A 16329-nucleotide genomic window follows, 5' to 3' on the forward strand; every position below is an offset into this window, starting at 1 on the left:
CTTGTGCCAAACAGAAAAAATCACGTAACTACTTAATTTATATATATAAATATCTTGAATTGATGCTTTTTTACGCAGGCTTTTGCACGTGAGGATTAGAGGTCCGTGCAAGTATTTTCAAACGTGCCGTCGTCTCGAATTTCAATGGAACCGTATGGGTAGGCTTTGCCACACAGAGACACACTCTTCCTGAACTGGCCTGTCCATGAAAGTCGAATCGCGCAACGATGTGCCAACGGTCCAACGCCTGGATCAACCTGTTATCAGCAATACTGCCGTGCCTGCGCCTGCGAAGGGTGTTGATGAACTGGCCCAACTGTTCAATCAGGAAGTAGAGCTCAATAAACTTCCGCTGGCCCAGCGGCAGATGGCCCAGCGCGTGCCTGCTGCGGAACAACTGGTGCAGCTTTATGACCAGTTGGGGCATCCGGCCCAGGCGAGCATGGCCTCGGTTTCTCGCCGCATCAGAATGCAGTTACTGCAAAACGCCAGCGTCGACAAATTGCTCGACCTCACAGGCGGCGACCCGGCGCGTGCGTTCGTGGTCCTCAAGCACGTGGCAGGCCAGGCGGACGCTGAACTGCGTAAATCCGAGGCTGCCTTGGCCCGCGCAGCCATTGCCAAATTCGAGGCGCGTTTCAAGGGAGAAATCCAGGCTGGCCTGAACATTGCCGTAGCATTGCAAGCAGCCGGCGCGGACCCGCAGGAACGCCAGGCGCTCCGCGCGCTCTACTATGCCAGCGTGGTCACGCGCCAATCGCTGGCGACCATGATGCAAGCCCTGCTGGGCGTATACGGCGGCGAGCGCTTCTATGAAGGGCTCAATGTGATGCGTAAAGCCTTGGCAGACGATATCGCGGCCCGGGTGTCATCGATGCCCACCCCACTGTTGCGTTCTGTGCTGCTGGGCCTGCGAAGTTGCGGGCAGTTGGGCACCGTATTGGCCGATTGCCTGGCGTTCAACCTGCGACTGGGCATCGATCATGACGCCGTTTCCCTGCTGCAGCGCCTGCTTGGATACGCCGATAGCGGCATCGCCGCCGATGAAATCCTGCGGTTGGGGAATGAGATGGGGAGTGGATCACCCTCCAGGCAACTGGCCGCTCTCAACGCGCTTTACCCTCTTATCCGGCAGTTACCGTTGGCCTTATGGTCTGACAGTAGAGTCCGCGAGGAAACCTTGTTCAGGTTTGTAGCGGTGATGGACGAGCTGAACCGGATCGACGGTGGTACCCAGCGTTTTCCTGAGTTGGCCGGGGTTATGACGTGACCCTGCTGTCGACCATCAACGGCTTGCTGCTCAAAGTGGCACAGCGCGCAGAAGTGCTGGGCGCCGTGGTGGTCATGGCCATTGTCTTTATCTTTATCGTGCCACTGCCGACCTGGCTGGTAGATATTCTGATTGCGCTCAATATCTGCATATCTTGCCTGTTGATCGTACTGGCGCTTTATCTACCAGGCCCTCTGGCGTTCTCATCGTTCCCATCGATCCTGTTGCTGACCACCATGTTTCGTTTGGCGCTGTCGATTGCGACCACGCGCTTGATCCTGCTGGAACAGGACGCCGGTGACATCGTCGAGGCCTTCGGCAATTTCGTGGTGGGGGGAAACCTGGCGGTAGGGATGGTGATCTTTCTGATCCTGACCCTGGTCAACTTCCTGGTGATCACCAAGGGCTCGGAGCGGGTCGCCGAGGTGGCGGCGCGGTTCAGCCTGGATGCGATGCCGGGCAAACAGATGTCTATCGATAGCGATCTGCGTGCAGGGCTGATTGACGGCATGCAAGCGAGGGACAAGCGTGAGCAGTTGTCGCGTGAGAGCCAACTGTTCGGGGCCATGGATGGGGCCATGAAGTTCGTCAAGGGCGACGCTATCGCCGGCTTGATCATCGTCGTGGTCAACCTGTTGGGCGGCTTCTCCACAGGAATGTTCCAGCACGGCTTGAGCGCAGGCGATTCGATGGCGTTGTATTCGGTACTGACGATCGGCGATGGCCTGATTGCACAGATTCCGGCGCTGCTGATCTCTTTGACTGCGGGCATGATCATCACCCGTGTTGCGCCGGATGGACGCAAAGGCGTCAGTAACATGGGCGTCGAAATTGCCCGGCAAATGACCAGCGAGCCCAAGAGTTGGGTGATTGCCTCGGTGGGAATGCTTGCGTTTGCCGCGGTCCCTGGCATGCCTACCCTGGTATTTATCCTGATCGCGCTGATCACCGGCAGCGTGGGTTACTACCTGGTGCGCCAGCGTCAACACCAGGCAGAGCCTTCCAACGAGGCCGCCGAAGTCGTTCGCCCTGAAGAGAACGGTAAAGAGGACTTGCGCGGCTTTGACCCGTCGCGCCCTTACCTGTTGCAGTTTTCCCCTGTTCTGCGTGGCACGCCTGAAGTGACGAATCTGATTCACGGGATTCGCCAGGCGCGAAATTCGCTGGTCGCCAATATTGGCCTGACATTGCCGCCGTTCGAAGTCGAGCTCGATGACTCCCTGGCCCCCGATGAGATGCGCTTTTGTGTGCATGAAGTCCCCATGGTCAGGGCGTCAGTGGTCAATCATATGGCCGTTGAGCGCATGGCGCTTGAGGTTGAGCCAGAGCACGCCATCGCCGGGTTGGCTGAGCGCGATGAACAGGATTGGCTCTGGTTGGCCCCTGACGATCCGCTGCTTGATGATCCGCAACTGGAGCGCTTCACCGCCACGAGCCTGATCCTGGAGCGTATGCGAAAGGCGATGATGCTCAGCGGGCCACAGTTCCTGGGGATTCAGGAGAGCAAGTCGATCCTGAGTTGGCTTGAGCATAATCAGCCGGAACTGGTGCAGGAACTGCAGCGCATCATGCCGCTGTCGCGTTTTTCTGCGGTGTTGCAGCGCCTGGCCAGTGAAGGTGTCCCCCTGCGGGCGGTGCGCCTGATTGTCGAATCGCTGATCGAGTACGGACAGCATGAGCGTGAGCCGGAAGCCCTGGCCGACTATGCACGCATTGCTCTCAAGGCGCAGATCTATCACCAGTACAGCGAGGCCGACGGCCTGCACGCCTGGCTGTTGTCTGCGCAAAGCGAAAACATCCTGCGCGAAGCCCTGCGCCAAACCCAGACCGGGGTGTTCTTTGCGTTGGACCAGGATCACAGCGCGGCGTTTATCAACCTGCTCAATCAGGCCTTTACCTTGAGGGCCAAGAGCAAAAGCGTGATGTTGGTGGCGCAGGACTTGCGCAGCCCCTTGCGGACTCTATTGCTCGAAGAGTTCAACCATGTACCGGTGCTGTCTTTCGCTGAGTTGGGGAGCGCATCCAAGGTCAAGGTGTTGGGGCGCATTGACCTCGGTCAGGAAGCATTGATGCGTGGCGCAGCGGCATGATTTCGCAGCCATGGACAGTACGAAGGAGGGCTCGATGATGTATGAGTTACGCGTGCTTGATGGGCTGCGCCAGGGCGCTGCGTTGCCGTTGTTCGGCGAGCGATGGAGCATCGGTGCCCAGCCGGACGCTGACCTGGTGCTGAGCGATCCAGGGGTCGCCGAGCATCATGCCCTGCTGCAGTTTTGCGACGTTAACTGGTCGGTGCAGGCCCAGGCGCAGTTGGTGTACGGGGCTGATGGCCAGGCCCTGGCGCAGATCCCGAGCCTGGCGTTGAACGTGCCCTTTCTGGTGGGTAGCGTGAGATTGTGCGTCGCCTTGGCAGATCATCCATGGCCTGAGCCTGTGCCTGAGGCCCCGGTATCTGCGGCATTGCCATCACCGGAACAACCTGTGCAGACACTGCCGTTATCGTCGATATCACCCTCGCAGCAAAATCGGTTGATCAGCCTGATGCTGGTGGTGGCGGTAGTCATCGCAGTGGTGGGCATGGTTTCGACAGGGGAGCATGACGCGCAGGCTTCCCTGATGCCATCGGTGATTGGCAAACACGAATTGGCCTCACCGTTTGATGTGCGTCAGCAGTTGTTGAAAATGCTCGGCGAGCGTGAGCTGAGCCAACGGATCGACCTGCAAGTCATCAACGGTCAAGTCGTGCTCAACGGCGATGTTTCCCAGGACGATGTGGAGCTGGTGTCGCGGATGCTCAGCCGCTTTGGTGAGCAATTCGACAGTATGGTGCCGGTGATCAGTCGTGTACGTGTGCGAGATGACGCCTTGCCGTTCAGGATCGTGCAAATTGTCGGCGGACCTAACGGTCATGTGGTTCTGGAAGAGGGTAGCCGGCTCTTTTTGGGGGATCAGGTGGACGGCTTGCGCCTGGTGCTGATCGACAACAGCAAAGTGGTTTTTGATGGCGCACAGCGTTACGAGGTGCACTGGTGAGTACCTCCGAGCAAGCGCGTCTGGACGCCTGGCAGCAACGCCAGGCCCAGGCGCTCGGCAGCTTTGCGCCGGTGTCCATGCGCGGGCGAATCCAGCGCGTCAACGGCATGCTGCTGCAGTGCCGGCTGCCTCAGGCGCGTATCGGTGATTTGTGCCAGGTGGAAAAAGGTCCGGGTGACTGCATGCTCGCTGAAATCATTGGTTTTGATCAGCAGGATGCGGTGCTCAGTGCCCTTGGGAACCTGGAAGGCGTGCGCGTGGGGGCGCCTGTCGAGCGCCTGGGCGTGTCGCATAGAGTGCAAGTCAGCGAGGCGCTCCTGGGCCAGGTTCTGGACGGTTTCGGAAGGCCGATTACGGGCCAGGGTGCCAGCGCATTTGTCGAATCCGAACTGCCGGATACCAGCCCGGTGTTATGTGAAGCGCCCTTGCCCACCGAGCGGCCGCGTATCAACCGTGCGCTGGCCACCGGGGTGCGGTCCATCGATGGATTGATGACGCTCGGTGAAGGCCAGCGTGTCGGTCTGTTCGCCGGGGCCGGTTGTGGCAAAACCACCTTGTTGGCCGAGATCGCCCGTAACGTCGAATGCGATGTCATCGTGTTCGGCTTGATCGGCGAGCGGGGGCGCGAGCTGCGTGAGTTTCTCGACCATGAGCTCGATGAGCAACTGCGCTCTAAAGCGGTACTGGTGTGTGCCACGTCTGATCGCTCCAGCATGGAGCGTGCCCGCGCCGCTTTTACCGCCACGGCACTGGCTGAAGGTTTTCGGCGCAAGGGCCAGCGGGTGTTGCTGCTGATCGATTCCCTGACCCGTTTCGCCAGGGCCCAGCGTGAAATCGGCCTGGCTGCCGGCGAACCCCTGGGGCGCGGAGGCCTGCCGCCTTCGGTGTACAGCTTGCTGCCGCGCTTGGTGGAGCGCGCCGGGTTGACCCGTGACGGCGTGATCACAGCGATCTACACAGTGCTGATTGAGCAGGACTCCATGAACGATCCGGTGGCCGATGAAGTACGTTCATTGCTCGACGGCCATATCGTGCTGTCGCGCAAATTGGCTGAGCGTGGGCACTATCCGGCGGTGGATGTGTTGGCGAGCCTTTCACGAATATTGAGCAACGTTGCGGCGCCAGAGGATATTCAGGCGGGCACGGCGTTGCGACGGTTGTTATCGGCGTACCAGCAGATCGAGTTGATGCTCAAGCTGGGCGAGTACCAGCCTGGCAGCGATGCGTTGACGGACCTGGCCGTGAACAGTCGCCAGGCGGTGGACGGTTTCCTGCGCCAGGATTTGCGTGAGCCGACACCGATGGCCGTCACGCTGGAGCAACTCAAGGAGCTGACGACCTATGTCCCCTTCTGATGTGCTGCACGGTGAAGTGCAGATGCTGCGTTGCCTGCGCAGGCACAGGGCTGATCGTGCCGAACGTGCCCTGCGTGAGGCCAAGCGTGCGCAGCAGGCCCTGCTCGCGCATATCCAGCAGGCCCAGGATGCACTTGAACACACTCGGCAGGAGCAAGCCCGGCAAAGTGCTGAGTTGCTCAGTCAGCACCAGGGCCAGCTCTTGACCTTGGCGGGCCTGAAATCCTGGAACGCACAGGAGCGCTCCTTATCCGCCAGTACCCAGCGCGAAGAGGGGCAGCTTGAGGCGCTGCGCAACCAACGGCAAGAAAAGGAACACCACGTTGGCAGTGCCCAGAGGCAAGCCACCGAATGCCTGCGGCAGGTGGAAAAGTTACAGGAGCTATCACTTTTGCTTGCACAGGAGCCGACATGACCCAGGTTGCGAATAAACCCACCGAACGACCCCCCCTGCGTGAGCCCCGCGAAGAGCGTGACTCGGGAGCAGCGGGCATGGTTGCGTGGGAACAAGGGCGACTGTTTACGCGGTTGTTTGCGGGTGATGGGGAGGGCGCAGGGACGAGCGCCTCCTTGTCGCGAAAAAAATCTGCGGCCGGTATTGCCATGATCGAGGCGCTGGCCGAACAACTGACGCCTCGTGTGTTGGCCGGTTCGCAGTGGCCGTTGCAGGCAGTGTTGTACTTGCCACGCCTGGGACGGATCAACGCCAGCGTGCGCCGAGAGCAGAGCGGCTGGGCCATTGAATTGGAAGCGGAACACGACGCCACGGCCCGCTGGCTCAGCGGCGTACGGCAACAGTGTGAGGACCGTTTTACGCAAGCGCTGGGTCTGCCGGTCAGCCTGCTTCTGCCAAGCGTCGGCAACCCATGATCGTACCGCTACTGACATTACCTTCGATCAAGAGCGACGGGGTTGCCGCGCGCCGCCAGCTGGGCCGCGGCCTGTACCTGCCGTTCCATGTTGCGGGTCAGGCCGGTGAATTGCGGCTTGAGCCTGGACGTGCGCCTGTTGGCGGTGACGTGGTGTGCTTCGACACGCAGTGCGGTGTGCTGGCGCTCGCTAAGGCGGGGCCGTTGCTTAGCCTGCTGGGTGAATGTCCGGTGACCCTTGCAGGGGCCGACAACGAACCGGATTCCTGGTTCTGGACGTTGTTTCAGTATTACCTGAGCCCCGAAGTGCGAGCGCTGTTGGGTTATGTGCGATTGCTACACACCGGGCGACCAAAAGGCTTTGGCTGTCGCCTCACCGTGACCCTGGGGGCATCGTGGGTTGAGGGTTATGTGTGGTTGAGCCCCGAAAGCTTTTTGGCGTTGTACGAGGCGGGGGCCTGGCGGGCCACGGCTGCGCCGCTGCCGTTGTCGTTTCAACTGGCAATTGCCGTGACCCTTGGGCGGTTGCGGTTACCGATTGTACAGGCCGGCAGTCTGCGAGCTGGCGATGTGCTGGTGCTTGAACAGACCTTTTTTCAGGCCCGGGGCAGCGGCTATGTGTCGGTCGGCAGAGAGCGCCTGCATGGCGGCATTGACGATGACACCGGGTGGTTACGTTTCACTCTTACTTCTATCGAGGACGTGTCTGTGGACGAAGATTTAGATGTACCTCATCACTCGGGGCATGAAGACGATGAACCCGTAATGGACGTATTCGGCCCCGAGCCGTTCGATGAATTGAGCATGACGCTGAGCGTACGCTGCGGAACACTGAACCTGACCCTGGGGGAGTTGCGTAACCTCGTGCCCGGCTCGGTACTGGGCATTACCGGCTTTGCCCCAGGCATGGCGGGTCTGTTTTATGGCGATCGGCCCATCGGCCAGGGGCAGTTGGTGGAAGTTGACGGGCGCCTTGGGTTGCAGTTGTCCCGAGTGGTGTTCGGTCGATGATACTTCAAGGGCTGGACCCGATCGTCCTGGCGATATTTCTGGGCGCGCTGTCGTTGATGCCCATGCTGTTGGTGGTCTGCACAGCCTTCTTGAAAATCGTGATTGTGCTGATGATTACCCGCAATGCCATCGGCGTACAGCAAGTACCTCCGAGCATGGCCATCAACGGAATCGCTCTGGCGGCTACCTTGTTCATCATGGCGCCGGTGGGGTACGAAATCGCCGAGAATATCAAGGCGTCGCCTCTGGACATGAGCAACGTGCAAACGTTTCTGCATACCGGCAATGAGGCCATCAACCCCTTGCGTGCATTCATGTTGCGTAATGTGGACCCGGATGTGCTGACCCATCTGCTGGACAATACCGCACGTCTGTGGCCTGCGAAAATGGCTCAGGAGGTACAGCGTGAGGATCTTATCCTGCTGATCCCGGCCTTTGTGCTTTCGCAATTGCAGGCGGGGTTCGAGATCGGTTTCCTGATCTACATTCCCTTCATTGTGATCGACCTTATTGTTTCCAACCTGTTGCTGGCGTTGGGTATGCAGATGGTCTCGCCGATGACCATTTCCCTGCCGCTCAAGCTGCTGCTGTTTGTGCTGGTGTCTGGCTGGTCGCGGTTGCTCGACAGTCTGTTCCTTTCCTATCTCTGAGTGGCGTATGGAACCTATCGTGCTGTTCAAGCAGGGCATGTTGCTGGTGGTTGTACTGTCTGCACCGCCGCTGATCGTGGCGGTGGTGGTGGGGGTGCTGACCTCTTTGGTACAAGCGCTGATGCAGATCCAGGACCAGACATTACCCTTTGGTATCAAGCTAGTGGCGGTGGGTGTCACATTGATCCTCACGGGCCGATGGATTGGCGTGGAGTTGATCCAGCTGATCAACCTGACGTTTGAAATGATCGGCCGTTCGGCCCTGAACTAAGGCGTTGCCTGTGCTGCTTTATCTTGAGTATCTCCCCAGCCTGTTGATCGGCATGGCGCGTATCTACCCCTGTGGCATCCTGGTAGCGGCGTTTTGTTTTCAACATGTGCGCGGCCTGCCCCGGCACACCATCGTGATGGTCATGGCGTTGTTGCCCGCTCCAGGTATTCATGCTGCTTTGGCAGGGCAGGACTATTCAGCATTGATGCTCGGTGCGCTGATGCTCAAGGAGGTAGCGTTGGGGTTGCTGCTGGGGGTGTTGTTGGCGATGCCGTTCTGGATGTTCGAGTCGGTGGGAGCGCTGCTGGACAACCAGCGTGGAGCCTTGGCCGGTGGCCAACTTAACCCGTCACTGGGGCCGGACGCGACGCCGATCGGGCACATGTTCAAGCAACTGGCGATTTACTTGCTGATGGCCATCCTGGGGTTGGGCGCGCTCACCCAGGTGATCTGGGACAGTTACCTGATCTGGCCACCCACCGTGTGGTTTCCGCTTCCAGCAGCTAATGGCATGAGCGTATTTGTCGGGCTGCTCAGTGACACATTCATGCACATGATGCTTTATGCCGCGCCCTTTATTGCCGTGCTGTTGCTGTTGGAGTTCGGTATCGCGTTACTGGGGGTCTACAGCCAGCAATTGCAAGTGAGTACCTTGGCTCCGCCGGTCAAGTGCCTGGCGGGAATCGGTATTTTGTTGCTGTACTTCGCACTGTTACAGGATCTTATTGTCGGGCGTATGAGCCAGCTGGGTGACCTTAAGCACTACCTGGGGCTTTTGTTCAAGGTCTCGGCGCCGTGAGTGATTCGGGGGAAAAAAAGCATCCGGCGTCCGCCAAGAAGCTGCGTGACCAACGTAAGAAAGGTCAGGTTGCGCAGAGCCAGGATGTGAGCAAGCTGCTGGCGCTGACGGCTATCAGTGAGGTCGCTTTGTTCACTGCCGAAACCAGCTTGCAACGCTTTCAGCAACTGCTGGTGTTGCCGATATCACGCTTGGGCCAGCCGTTTGCGCGGGTGCTGGAAGAAGTGCTGGTGGAGGGCCTGGTGATGTTTTTCTCGTTCTCTCTGTTGATGGCCGGGCTTGCGATTGCCGCGAAGCTGATTGCCAGTTGGATGCAGTTCGGCCTGCTGTTCGCGCCGGACACGCTGAAGATGGATTTCAATCGCCTCAACCCTATCAGCCAGATCAAGCAGATGTTCTCTGCCCAGTCGTTAATGAATCTGCTGATGAGCATCGCCAAAGCGTTCCTACTGGGCCTGATTGTGTACGTGGTGGTCTGGCCCGCGTTGGGGGCGTTGATTAACCTTGCCAACAGCGACCTGCAGAGCTATCTGTTGGCGCTGATCGCGTTGTTCCGTCACCTGCTGCATGCCTGCCTGGGGCTGTTGCTGGTGTTGGCGCTGATCGATCTGACTTTGCAAAAGCACTTCTTCGCCAAGCGTATGCGCATGACACAGGTTGAGGTCGTCAAAGAGTACAAGGACATGGAGGGCGACCCGCATGTGAAAGGCCAGCGCCGCCAGTTGGCGCAGGAATTGGCGCAAGAGGAGCCGAAGGTCAAGCTGCCCAAGCTGGAAGAAGCCGACATGTTGGTGGTCAACCCGACGCACTTTGCAGTCGCGCTGTACTACCGCCCAGGCGAGACGCCTTTGCCCCTGCTGATCAGCAAGGGCACGGACGACGAAGCGCGAAAACTGATCGCGCGCGCAAAGGTCGCCGAGGTCCCGGTGATTCAATGTGTGTGGCTGGCCCGCACGATCTATACCAAGCAGCTGGGTGCAAGCATTCCTCGCGAGACCTTGCAGGCCGTAGCGTTGATCTACCGCACCTTGCGCGAGCTGGATGACGAAGCCAAGCGCGAAACGCTGGAATTGCCTGAGCTTGATCAGCGCTGATCAGCGACTGGAGCCTGGGTCCAGAGCGCTGAGATTGGCCAGCGAGAGCATCCTGCTGAGGATCCTGCCCGGATTGCAGTGGGAGGTGGGCAATGCGTGCCAGATCACCAAGGCGCCCTGGGTATCGAGATAGATAAAACAGCCATCAAACACCTGTGCCTGCTCAAAGCGGCGCTGCAATACGCGTTGTAGTTGCCCGGCTTGCAACGCTTCGCGAATGATGTGCAAGGCCAGTCCAGGGTGATTACCCGCGTTGAGCGCGCGCACCTCGATGCCCCGAGTGAGAACCTGGTGAGTGGCAGCGCCGCTCACCAGGTTCTCCAGAAATACCTGGCGTGGTTCGTCGGGTATTTCCTTGATGCTCATCGTTCCAGCGATATCGTCTGGTAATCCGCTCGCTCCCCGGAAGGGCCGGGCTCGACGCGCATGTGAGATGGCCACCAGATCACCATCTTTTGTGCGGTCGATTGGGGGCGTGAGCAGGAGTCGCCTTTGCACGTGGGGGTGCAAGCGCTGACAAGCAGCGCCGCACCGATCAGAGTGACGCACAACAATTGATGTTTCATGGGCGAACCTTTTGAGATGGCGTAATCAAGGTGGGGCGCGGTACGCTGAGGTGTTCATCCTTCACCACCGGACGCATGGCAATAAATACCTCGGCTTCCTCTCCCGGTTTCAACCAGGCGTGTGGCCACACGGTGACGGCAAGCGTTTGCGAGTTGCTGCATTCTTTTTCATCGATGCGCACATTGCGGTTGAACTGGTTGCGTAGTACTACGACTGCAACGTTGTACTCAGGGCCTGCATACCATTGGCTGCGCTCGGTACTCAGTGCGAGCAGGTCGCGGGTGCTGCACAGCGTGTTCAACCCCACGGGCATTGGCGCCAACTTGAAGGCCTTGGGCACTTGCCCAGTCACCAGGTGCGCCAGGGTACTGATCACGTCGCTACGCTTGATCACCGGCTGGTGAGGGGCGTTACGCCTGGCCAGCGGTGCCAGCGCCGCCTGCAATTGGGCCTGATCTGCCTGGGGTAAATAGCGAGACGGATCGGCCTGGTCGCCGATGACGCGCGGCGTGATGATAAACAGGCGTTCACGCCGATTGTTCTGCCTTTCGCTGGAAGAGAACAGCGCCTTGCCCAGCAACGGGATATCACCCAGCAGTGGCACCTTGCTTTGCCTGTCGGTGCTTTCCGTGACGTGGAAGCCGCCTACAACCATAGAGCGCTTTTCCGCCATGACGGCCTGGGTGCTGACGTTACCGCGGCGAACATCCAGGTCCCTGAGGTTACGGTTGGGGTTGGATTCGTCGAACGTGCCGTCCTCGATATCCACGACCAAGTGAATCTGATGGCTGCCGCGGCTGGTGATGACGCGGGGTATGACCTGAACGCTGGTCCCCACGGTGACCGGCAAGATGGTTGCGTTCTGCCGACCAGGTGTCAGGTATTGAGTGCGGTTGAAGTCGATCACCGCCGGCTGGTTTTCCAGGGTGAGCACGGACGGGTTGGAAACCATCGTCGCCAGCCCCTTGGCTTCCAGGGCGCGTATGTCGGCATAGAAACGTTCGCGATTCTCAAGCGACAACTGTTGGGATGACGAACCTGCACGGAACCGGCTGTTCTGAAACCCCCAGTTCACGCCGAACTCATCCAACTGCGTACGCTCGATATCCAGAATGATCGTGTCGATCTCCACCAGTTTGCGCGCCACATCGAGTTGTGCGATCAACTCGCGGTACATGGCCTGGCGCTCTGGCAGGTCATAGATCAGGACTGCGTTATTGCGAATGTCGGCTTCGACGCGAATCCGGCTGCTGGGTATCGGTGCACGCGGGGGGAGTGTGGCGCCAATATCCAATGGCATGGTGTTGCTGTTTGTACCGAGTATCTGCCCCAGCATGGGATTGCTCAAGCGGGGAACATTCGGCGCAATAGGCGAGGGCTGTGAGGAAGGGCGCTGGCTCAGCACCGAGGAGATCGGATTTGAACGGGGCTCCAGCAGCCCTTGCACAATGCTGGAAACACCGGCAATGGTCAGCTTCTGGCCGCGGTAATCCACTTGACGATCAGCGGCATTGGCGAACTTCAGCGGGAAGCTCAGCACCGTCTGTTTTTCATCCACGGTGCGGCGTTGGCTGCTGAACTGCTTGATTTGTTCGATATAGCGCCGAGGCCCGGAGACGAGCACGACGCCATCCTCGGGCAACTCACCCCAGCCGAAGCGACTATCGAGCAGGCCAATATCAGTGAGCGCCTGCTTGAGGTCGGCAATGGTCTCAGAGGAAACCTCCAGGCGCGCGGACTCCTGCTGGTCCAGGGTGCTGATGTAGAGTGTGTTGTTGTACAGATACCATTGGAAGCGATGTTCTACTCCCAGCCGGTCGAGCAAGGATTGTGGGGTATTGGCGCGTATCTTGCCGTTGACGGTGCCCTCCAGCAGGCCCTCGATTTGCAGTTGCGTACCGAAGGTTTGGGCGAAGTCGTCGAGCACGTCCCGGACTGGCTTATGCTCGGCTTCATAAGCGTAGGCGGTGTTCTTCCATTCGGCGGGGATCGCCGCCACCGCGCTTTGAGTTGAAACCAGCAGCCAGGAAAACAGGAACACATTCCGCCAATGGGCTCTTTTGAATGAAGCATCAGGCGAGTCAAGGCACAAGCGGCCGCCCTTATGGGTCTTGTTAGGCATAGACAGTTCTCTGATTAGTACGCGCGTGAACGTAGCGGGGTGGGTTTGAGGTTTTGGGCTGGACGAGCAAGACGCGCAACGATGGCGCGCCATGTGTCACGTTGGTTCAGCAGGGTCTCGAGGCAATTCAGTACGTGGGCTTCACCACGGTCGGTGCGCAGACTTTGAATCAGCCATAGCGCACCTGTGTCAGCTTTTTGAGCCAATGCACCCTGAAAATGGTTCAAGCTGGCAGCACCCAGGCGCAGCCAGCCTTGCAAGGCTGAGTTATCTGTCACCGCTGAGGTCAGTTGAACACCCAATAAAACGGCGTCGCCCTGACGTCGCAAGGTGACTTCGTCGTCACCTTCAAATATGGCGATTTTTTCCTCCCTGCCGCTCAACCAGTCACCCACGAGCGCTTTCATTTACTGAAAACTTTCAATGGTTGTTTTGAGCATCTGATTGACTGTTTTACCGTGCTCACTATAAAGCGCAAAGGTGACCTCTCTGCGCGTTACTAAATTGTGAAACCGCTCGCTGTCTTCGGCCGCCAGGCTTTCTTCAAAACCGGACTTGAACTCTTTGTATGTAGAAGTTTTATTTCTGGCAATCGAATGAGTCAGCTCTTTGAAAAAATCCATGATTTCCCTCTGATAGCTATGTTGATGGGTGAATTTAAACAGTTAGTTCTGAGTGGAGAATATAAATAAAGTCTCTGTGCTCGTAGGATTAGATCTCGATCGAGTACTCTTTGCCCTGGTTGAAAAAAGTGTCGAGCATGGCATTCCAGCTGATACGGAAGTCCCCCTCATCTGTTTTCAATACGAGTGTTTGAGGATGAACCGTGTCGTCGGCGTTTAACTTCCAGAATCTGCTCTTGTGACGGGCAAGGCCCTGTCTTATCTCCTCAAGATCATGGGGATGACAGAGCAACGTCGCACTGACTTCCTGAACTTGGCTATCCAGCAATTGTTTCAACAGCGCTGCGAGCCGTTGCGGGGCAGTTGTCTCGTCGAGCAGGCAGCGAATGGCTTGGTTGGTGATGGCGGTCGCGTAGTGTTCAAGGTTGTCGCACATCGATTGACGGTCGCGTTCCCATTGTTTGAGTTGAGCATCGGCGCGTTGCCAGATTTCCAGTGAGGCTTGTTCAAGCATGGCCTCGCATTTTTTTTCGGTCATACGTATCAATTCGTCGGCCTGGGCATTGGCGTGGCTCAAGAGATGGTTGGCCTGTTCCCAATTGGCTAGCTCTTCGCGCGGGATAAGGTTGGCTCGCGTGCCGGACGCGTCCTTGCGTAACTCAATAGTATGTCGGCATAACATCGCTGCTTTCCTCATCCTTGCGAGACAGGGGCATGTTGTCGCTCGCCATGCTTGCGACGCGCCAGACGACGGCCTGCCAGAGGGTGTTCAATCGGCTGCTCGCACTTTCGAGTGGGGCGTCTGCTGTTTCAGCCTCGCTCACACGTGTACGGGGGAAACGCAATCGAAGGCGCTGCCAGGTAGCGGGCTCAACCCAGCTATGAAGTAGTCGCAGCGGATCGGAATGTGGGGGCAGCATGGAAGGGTGCAGCGCCATGGAGAGGCGCATGCACCACTCATGATGATCTTCACTCAAGGGTGATGCTGCCTGGGGATTGAACGTGTGGTTGGCCAATGCCAGCGCCAGGTTGAGTTGGTCCGTGGAGGCCAGGGCCAACCGAAGCACAGTGGCATGAGGTGCAGCCGGCAAGCAGGCGACAAAACCCGTAAGGTCTTCTGGCGCTGACCGACCGCTATAAAAAAGCCTTTCAATCGCACGATACTTGTCGCCTCTCCAGTCTTCGTGGGCCTGTTTCCAGGGAAAAGCCCACCATTGAGCCCAGGCCAGTTGCTCACGCATCAGATGATCGGGTCTAGGTGCCATGCGTTGGCCCCGTTGAGTTTCCTGTAAGCGCGGGCTCCAGATGAGGACGCTTGCGCCGCGCTTGCAGGAAGATCATGGCTGCCACGGCCGAAGCCAGACCGAGCAGCAAGATCATGATGCTGGATCGCCAGAATCCGAGATCGTCGCCGGGCACCAGGAAGGGGCCGAAATACACCAGGCGTTGTTGTTCCTGATAAGTGGAGGCCGGTACAAACACCACGGTGAGTTTTTGCGGGTTATCCACTGCGGTGGTCATCCCAGGGATACTGCTCGCCACCATTCTGCGGACCCGCGCGCGAATGTTGTCGGGGTCCAGGCGTGGATCATGCTTGATGAATACGGAAGCGGATGCGGGTTGGACCGGCTCTCCTGGCGCTATGCGTTCAGGCAATACCACATGCACACGTGCGACGATCACACCGTCGATCTTGGATAACGTGGTTTCAAGCTCTTGAGATAAGGCATAGATGTAGCGGGCACGCTCTTCCAGAGGGGTGGAAATTACCCCTTCCTTGCGAAAGGTATCCCCCATAGTGGTCCGGGCGAGCCGGGGAAGGCCGGCGGCTTCCAAGGTACGTACGGCGCGCCCGATGTCGCTTGTATTAACCGTTACGACGACCCCGTCTTTGGCCGGTACCTTTTGCGCACGAATATGTTTATCAGCCAATTCGGCTACAACCTCATTGGCTTCTTGTTCGGACAGTTGGCGATGCAGTTCTACCCGGTCACCACATCCGCTCAATATAAAAGTCATACTCAAAACTAAAGCGACAAGCAGAGAGTTATTCATGCTCAAGACTGCATGTTGCTGATCTTGTCAATGCACTGCGTTGTCTTGGCAAGACATTTCACCATCAATTGTGTTGTAAGTTGCGCGTTATGTAACTCGCGTGGGTAATTTCCTATGGCCTCAACATCAATCCCCTTTTTGGTTGAGCGGATTATTTTTGCGAAGCCATCTCTTGAGTTGCTCAGGTGCTTTGATGCTTCTGTCAAAAGGAGTGAGCCTTCAGGCTTGGCAGAGATTGTGCTTGTGGGATGGGAACCTTCGAACAGTGACGTGAAAAAACTGACGTCCGTACCGCCTGCCGATTGTTCCTGTGGCTTACGGTCGTGTTCGGTATTGCTGCTTTTCTGTGAAAAGCGGTCGTTTATTATTTGCATGGAGTGTCTACTCATTCAGGGTGGACAGTGGCTCTAGAGCACTAAAATGGTCTGTCGGGCCGGTTGGATGATTACCTTTCGGGCTGCAAAGCCTGAAAGGTAATCGATCACCTCGCGATTATTGGCCTGAGCCCGACCGGATCAGTGCTTGAATATTTTTTACTTCAGCACTCTTCCAGCCATTTTTTATTGCATCAGCCTTCATTTTCTCGAAGATAGCTTCGGCTGAGCCCTCG

General features: G+C 58.0%; 20 protein-coding genes. 11 read left to right on the forward strand and 9 right to left on the reverse strand.

Annotation, left to right across the window (positions count from 1 at the left end):
• Positions 1 to 205 precede the first annotated feature (205 nt).
• From LJX92_RS03490 to sctU, 11 genes are read left to right on the forward strand one after another with little or no spacing between them, the layout of a single operon-like run.
• A complete protein-coding gene (locus LJX92_RS03490; protein ID WP_078820226.1) occupies positions 206 to 1270 on the forward strand; it encodes a TyeA family type III secretion system gatekeeper subunit in 1065 nt (354 codons plus the stop codon).
• A complete protein-coding gene (sctV, locus tag LJX92_RS03495) occupies positions 1267 to 3360 on the forward strand; it encodes a type III secretion system export apparatus subunit SctV (protein ID WP_103734675.1) in 2094 nt (697 codons plus the stop codon). Before LJX92_RS03490 ends, sctV begins: the two co-directional genes overlap by 4 nt.
• 37 nt (positions 3361 to 3397) lie before the next feature.
• Positions 3398 to 4303 (forward strand): FHA domain-containing protein, encoded by a 906-nt coding sequence (locus LJX92_RS03500; RefSeq protein ID WP_228309887.1) that lies wholly within the window; start codon positions 3398 to 3400, stop codon positions 4301 to 4303.
• Positions 4300 to 5658: a FliI/YscN family ATPase gene (locus LJX92_RS03505; protein WP_005784571.1), complete on the forward strand. Its 1359-nt coding sequence runs from the start codon at positions 4300 to 4302 to the stop codon at positions 5656 to 5658. The genes LJX92_RS03500 and LJX92_RS03505 overlap by 4 nt, the downstream gene beginning before the upstream one ends.
• Complete coding sequence (sctO, locus tag LJX92_RS03510; protein WP_032878023.1) at positions 5645 to 6073, forward strand: type III secretion system stalk subunit SctO; 429 nt, start codon at positions 5645 to 5647, stop codon at positions 6071 to 6073. The genes LJX92_RS03505 and sctO overlap by 14 nt, the downstream gene beginning before the upstream one ends.
• Entirely contained in the window at positions 6070 to 6528 is a 459-nt protein-coding gene (locus tag LJX92_RS03515) for a type III secretion system HrpP C-terminal domain-containing protein (RefSeq protein ID WP_078820228.1), read from the forward strand. The genes sctO and LJX92_RS03515 overlap by 4 nt, the downstream gene beginning before the upstream one ends.
• Positions 6525 to 7538, forward strand: coding sequence for a FliM/FliN family flagellar motor switch protein (locus LJX92_RS03520; RefSeq protein WP_032878020.1), 1014 nt, complete (start codon positions 6525 to 6527; stop codon positions 7536 to 7538). The genes LJX92_RS03515 and LJX92_RS03520 overlap by 4 nt, the downstream gene beginning before the upstream one ends.
• Positions 7535 to 8188, forward strand: coding sequence for a type III secretion system export apparatus subunit SctR (sctR, locus tag LJX92_RS03525; RefSeq protein ID WP_078820229.1), 654 nt, complete (start codon positions 7535 to 7537; stop codon positions 8186 to 8188). The genes LJX92_RS03520 and sctR overlap by 4 nt, the downstream gene beginning before the upstream one ends.
• Before the next feature lie 7 nt (positions 8189 to 8195).
• Entirely contained in the window at positions 8196 to 8459 is a 264-nt protein-coding gene (gene sctS, locus LJX92_RS03530) for a type III secretion system export apparatus subunit SctS (protein ID WP_014716816.1), read from the forward strand.
• 10 nt (positions 8460 to 8469) lie between these two features.
• Positions 8470 to 9258 (forward strand): type III secretion system export apparatus subunit SctT, encoded by a 789-nt coding sequence (sctT, locus tag LJX92_RS03535; RefSeq protein WP_078820230.1) that lies wholly within the window; start codon positions 8470 to 8472, stop codon positions 9256 to 9258.
• Entirely contained in the window at positions 9255 to 10352 is a 1098-nt protein-coding gene (gene sctU / locus LJX92_RS03540; RefSeq protein WP_032878016.1) for a type III secretion system export apparatus subunit SctU, read from the forward strand. The genes sctT and sctU overlap by 4 nt, the downstream gene beginning before the upstream one ends.
• Here sctU and LJX92_RS03545 read toward each other — a convergent pair whose 3' ends face one another.
• The 9 genes from LJX92_RS03545 to LJX92_RS03585 all read right to left on the reverse strand — a co-directional run bounded on the left by LJX92_RS03545 (position 10353) and on the right by LJX92_RS03585 (position 16093).
• A complete protein-coding gene (locus tag LJX92_RS03545; protein WP_078820231.1) occupies positions 10353 to 10718 on the reverse strand; it encodes a transcriptional regulator in 366 nt (121 codons plus the stop codon).
• Positions 10715 to 10918 carry an HrpT family type III secretion system protein gene (hrpT, locus tag LJX92_RS03550; protein WP_078820232.1) on the reverse strand — a complete coding sequence of 68 codons (204 nt, stop codon included), beginning with the start codon at positions 10916 to 10918 and terminating at the stop codon, positions 10715 to 10717. Before hrpT ends, LJX92_RS03545 begins: the two co-directional genes overlap by 4 nt.
• Positions 10915 to 13041, reverse strand: coding sequence for a type III secretion system outer membrane ring subunit SctC (gene sctC, locus LJX92_RS03555; protein WP_032878014.1), 2127 nt, complete (start codon positions 13039 to 13041; stop codon positions 10915 to 10917). Before sctC ends, hrpT begins: the two co-directional genes overlap by 4 nt.
• A gap of 14 nt (positions 13042 to 13055) precedes the next feature.
• Positions 13056 to 13448 carry a type III secretion protein gene (locus tag LJX92_RS03560; RefSeq protein WP_078820233.1) on the reverse strand — a complete coding sequence of 131 codons (393 nt, stop codon included), beginning with the start codon at positions 13446 to 13448 and terminating at the stop codon, positions 13056 to 13058.
• Complete coding sequence (locus LJX92_RS03565) at positions 13449 to 13664, reverse strand: hypothetical protein (protein WP_032878012.1); 216 nt, start codon at positions 13662 to 13664, stop codon at positions 13449 to 13451. It abuts the gene before it with no gap.
• Between the two features lie 88 nt (positions 13665 to 13752).
• Positions 13753 to 14346 (reverse strand): type III secretion system stator protein SctL, encoded by a 594-nt coding sequence (gene sctL, locus LJX92_RS03570; RefSeq protein WP_032878011.1) that lies wholly within the window; start codon positions 14344 to 14346, stop codon positions 13753 to 13755.
• Positions 14324 to 14905: a type III secretion protein gene (locus LJX92_RS03575; protein ID WP_228309320.1), complete on the reverse strand. Its 582-nt coding sequence runs from the start codon at positions 14903 to 14905 to the stop codon at positions 14324 to 14326. Before LJX92_RS03575 ends, sctL begins: the two co-directional genes overlap by 23 nt.
• A gap of 13 nt (positions 14906 to 14918) precedes the next feature.
• Entirely contained in the window at positions 14919 to 15719 is an 801-nt protein-coding gene (sctJ, locus tag LJX92_RS03580) for a type III secretion system inner membrane ring lipoprotein SctJ (RefSeq protein WP_032878009.1), read from the reverse strand.
• Between the two features lie 2 nt (positions 15720 to 15721).
• Positions 15722 to 16093 (reverse strand): hypothetical protein, encoded by a 372-nt coding sequence (locus tag LJX92_RS03585; RefSeq protein WP_032878008.1) that lies wholly within the window; start codon positions 16091 to 16093, stop codon positions 15722 to 15724.
• Positions 16094 to 16329 lie beyond the last annotated feature (236 nt).

Origin of the sequence: Pseudomonas sp. HN8-3 (genome assembly GCF_020790195.1) — a bacterium.
Taxonomy (GTDB): domain Bacteria; phylum Pseudomonadota; class Gammaproteobacteria; order Pseudomonadales; family Pseudomonadaceae; genus Aquipseudomonas; species Aquipseudomonas synxantha_A.

What these genes read in the sequence shown, in the direction of transcription:
- LJX92_RS03575 (WP_228309320.1), bottom strand. Translation starts at nt 14,905, where the DNA reads ATGCGTGAGCAACTGGCCTGGGCTCAATGGTGGGCTTTTCCCTGGAAA.
- LJX92_RS03545 (WP_078820231.1), bottom strand. Translation starts at nt 10,718, where the DNA reads ATGAGCATCAAGGAAATACCCGACGAACCACGCCAGGTATTTCTGGAG.
- LJX92_RS03500 (WP_228309887.1), top strand. Translation starts at nt 3,398, where the DNA reads ATGTATGAGTTACGCGTGCTTGATGGGCTGCGCCAGGGCGCTGCGTTG.
- LJX92_RS03565 (WP_032878012.1), bottom strand. Translation starts at nt 13,664, where the DNA reads ATGGATTTTTTCAAAGAGCTGACTCATTCGATTGCCAGAAATAAAACT.
- sctS (WP_014716816.1), top strand. Translation starts at nt 8,196, where the DNA reads ATGGAACCTATCGTGCTGTTCAAGCAGGGCATGTTGCTGGTGGTTGTA.
- sctL (WP_032878011.1), bottom strand. Translation starts at nt 14,346, where the DNA reads ATGTTATGCCGACATACTATTGAGTTACGCAAGGACGCGTCCGGCACG.
- sctJ (WP_032878009.1), bottom strand. Translation starts at nt 15,719, where the DNA reads ATGAATAACTCTCTGCTTGTCGCTTTAGTTTTGAGTATGACTTTTATA.
- sctO (WP_032878023.1), top strand. Translation starts at nt 5,645, where the DNA reads ATGTCCCCTTCTGATGTGCTGCACGGTGAAGTGCAGATGCTGCGTTGC.
- LJX92_RS03560 (WP_078820233.1), bottom strand. Translation starts at nt 13,448, where the DNA reads ATGAAAGCGCTCGTGGGTGACTGGTTGAGCGGCAGGGAGGAAAAAATC.
- sctR (WP_078820229.1), top strand. Translation starts at nt 7,535, where the DNA reads ATGATACTTCAAGGGCTGGACCCGATCGTCCTGGCGATATTTCTGGGC.
- LJX92_RS03520 (WP_032878020.1), top strand. Translation starts at nt 6,525, where the DNA reads ATGATCGTACCGCTACTGACATTACCTTCGATCAAGAGCGACGGGGTT.
- LJX92_RS03515 (WP_078820228.1), top strand. Translation starts at nt 6,070, where the DNA reads ATGACCCAGGTTGCGAATAAACCCACCGAACGACCCCCCCTGCGTGAG.
- sctC (WP_032878014.1), bottom strand. Translation starts at nt 13,041, where the DNA reads ATGCCTAACAAGACCCATAAGGGCGGCCGCTTGTGCCTTGACTCGCCT.
- hrpT (WP_078820232.1), bottom strand. Translation starts at nt 10,918, where the DNA reads ATGAAACATCAATTGTTGTGCGTCACTCTGATCGGTGCGGCGCTGCTT.
- LJX92_RS03585 (WP_032878008.1), bottom strand. Translation starts at nt 16,093, where the DNA reads ATGCAAATAATAAACGACCGCTTTTCACAGAAAAGCAGCAATACCGAA.
- LJX92_RS03490 (WP_078820226.1), top strand. Translation starts at nt 206, where the DNA reads ATGAAAGTCGAATCGCGCAACGATGTGCCAACGGTCCAACGCCTGGAT.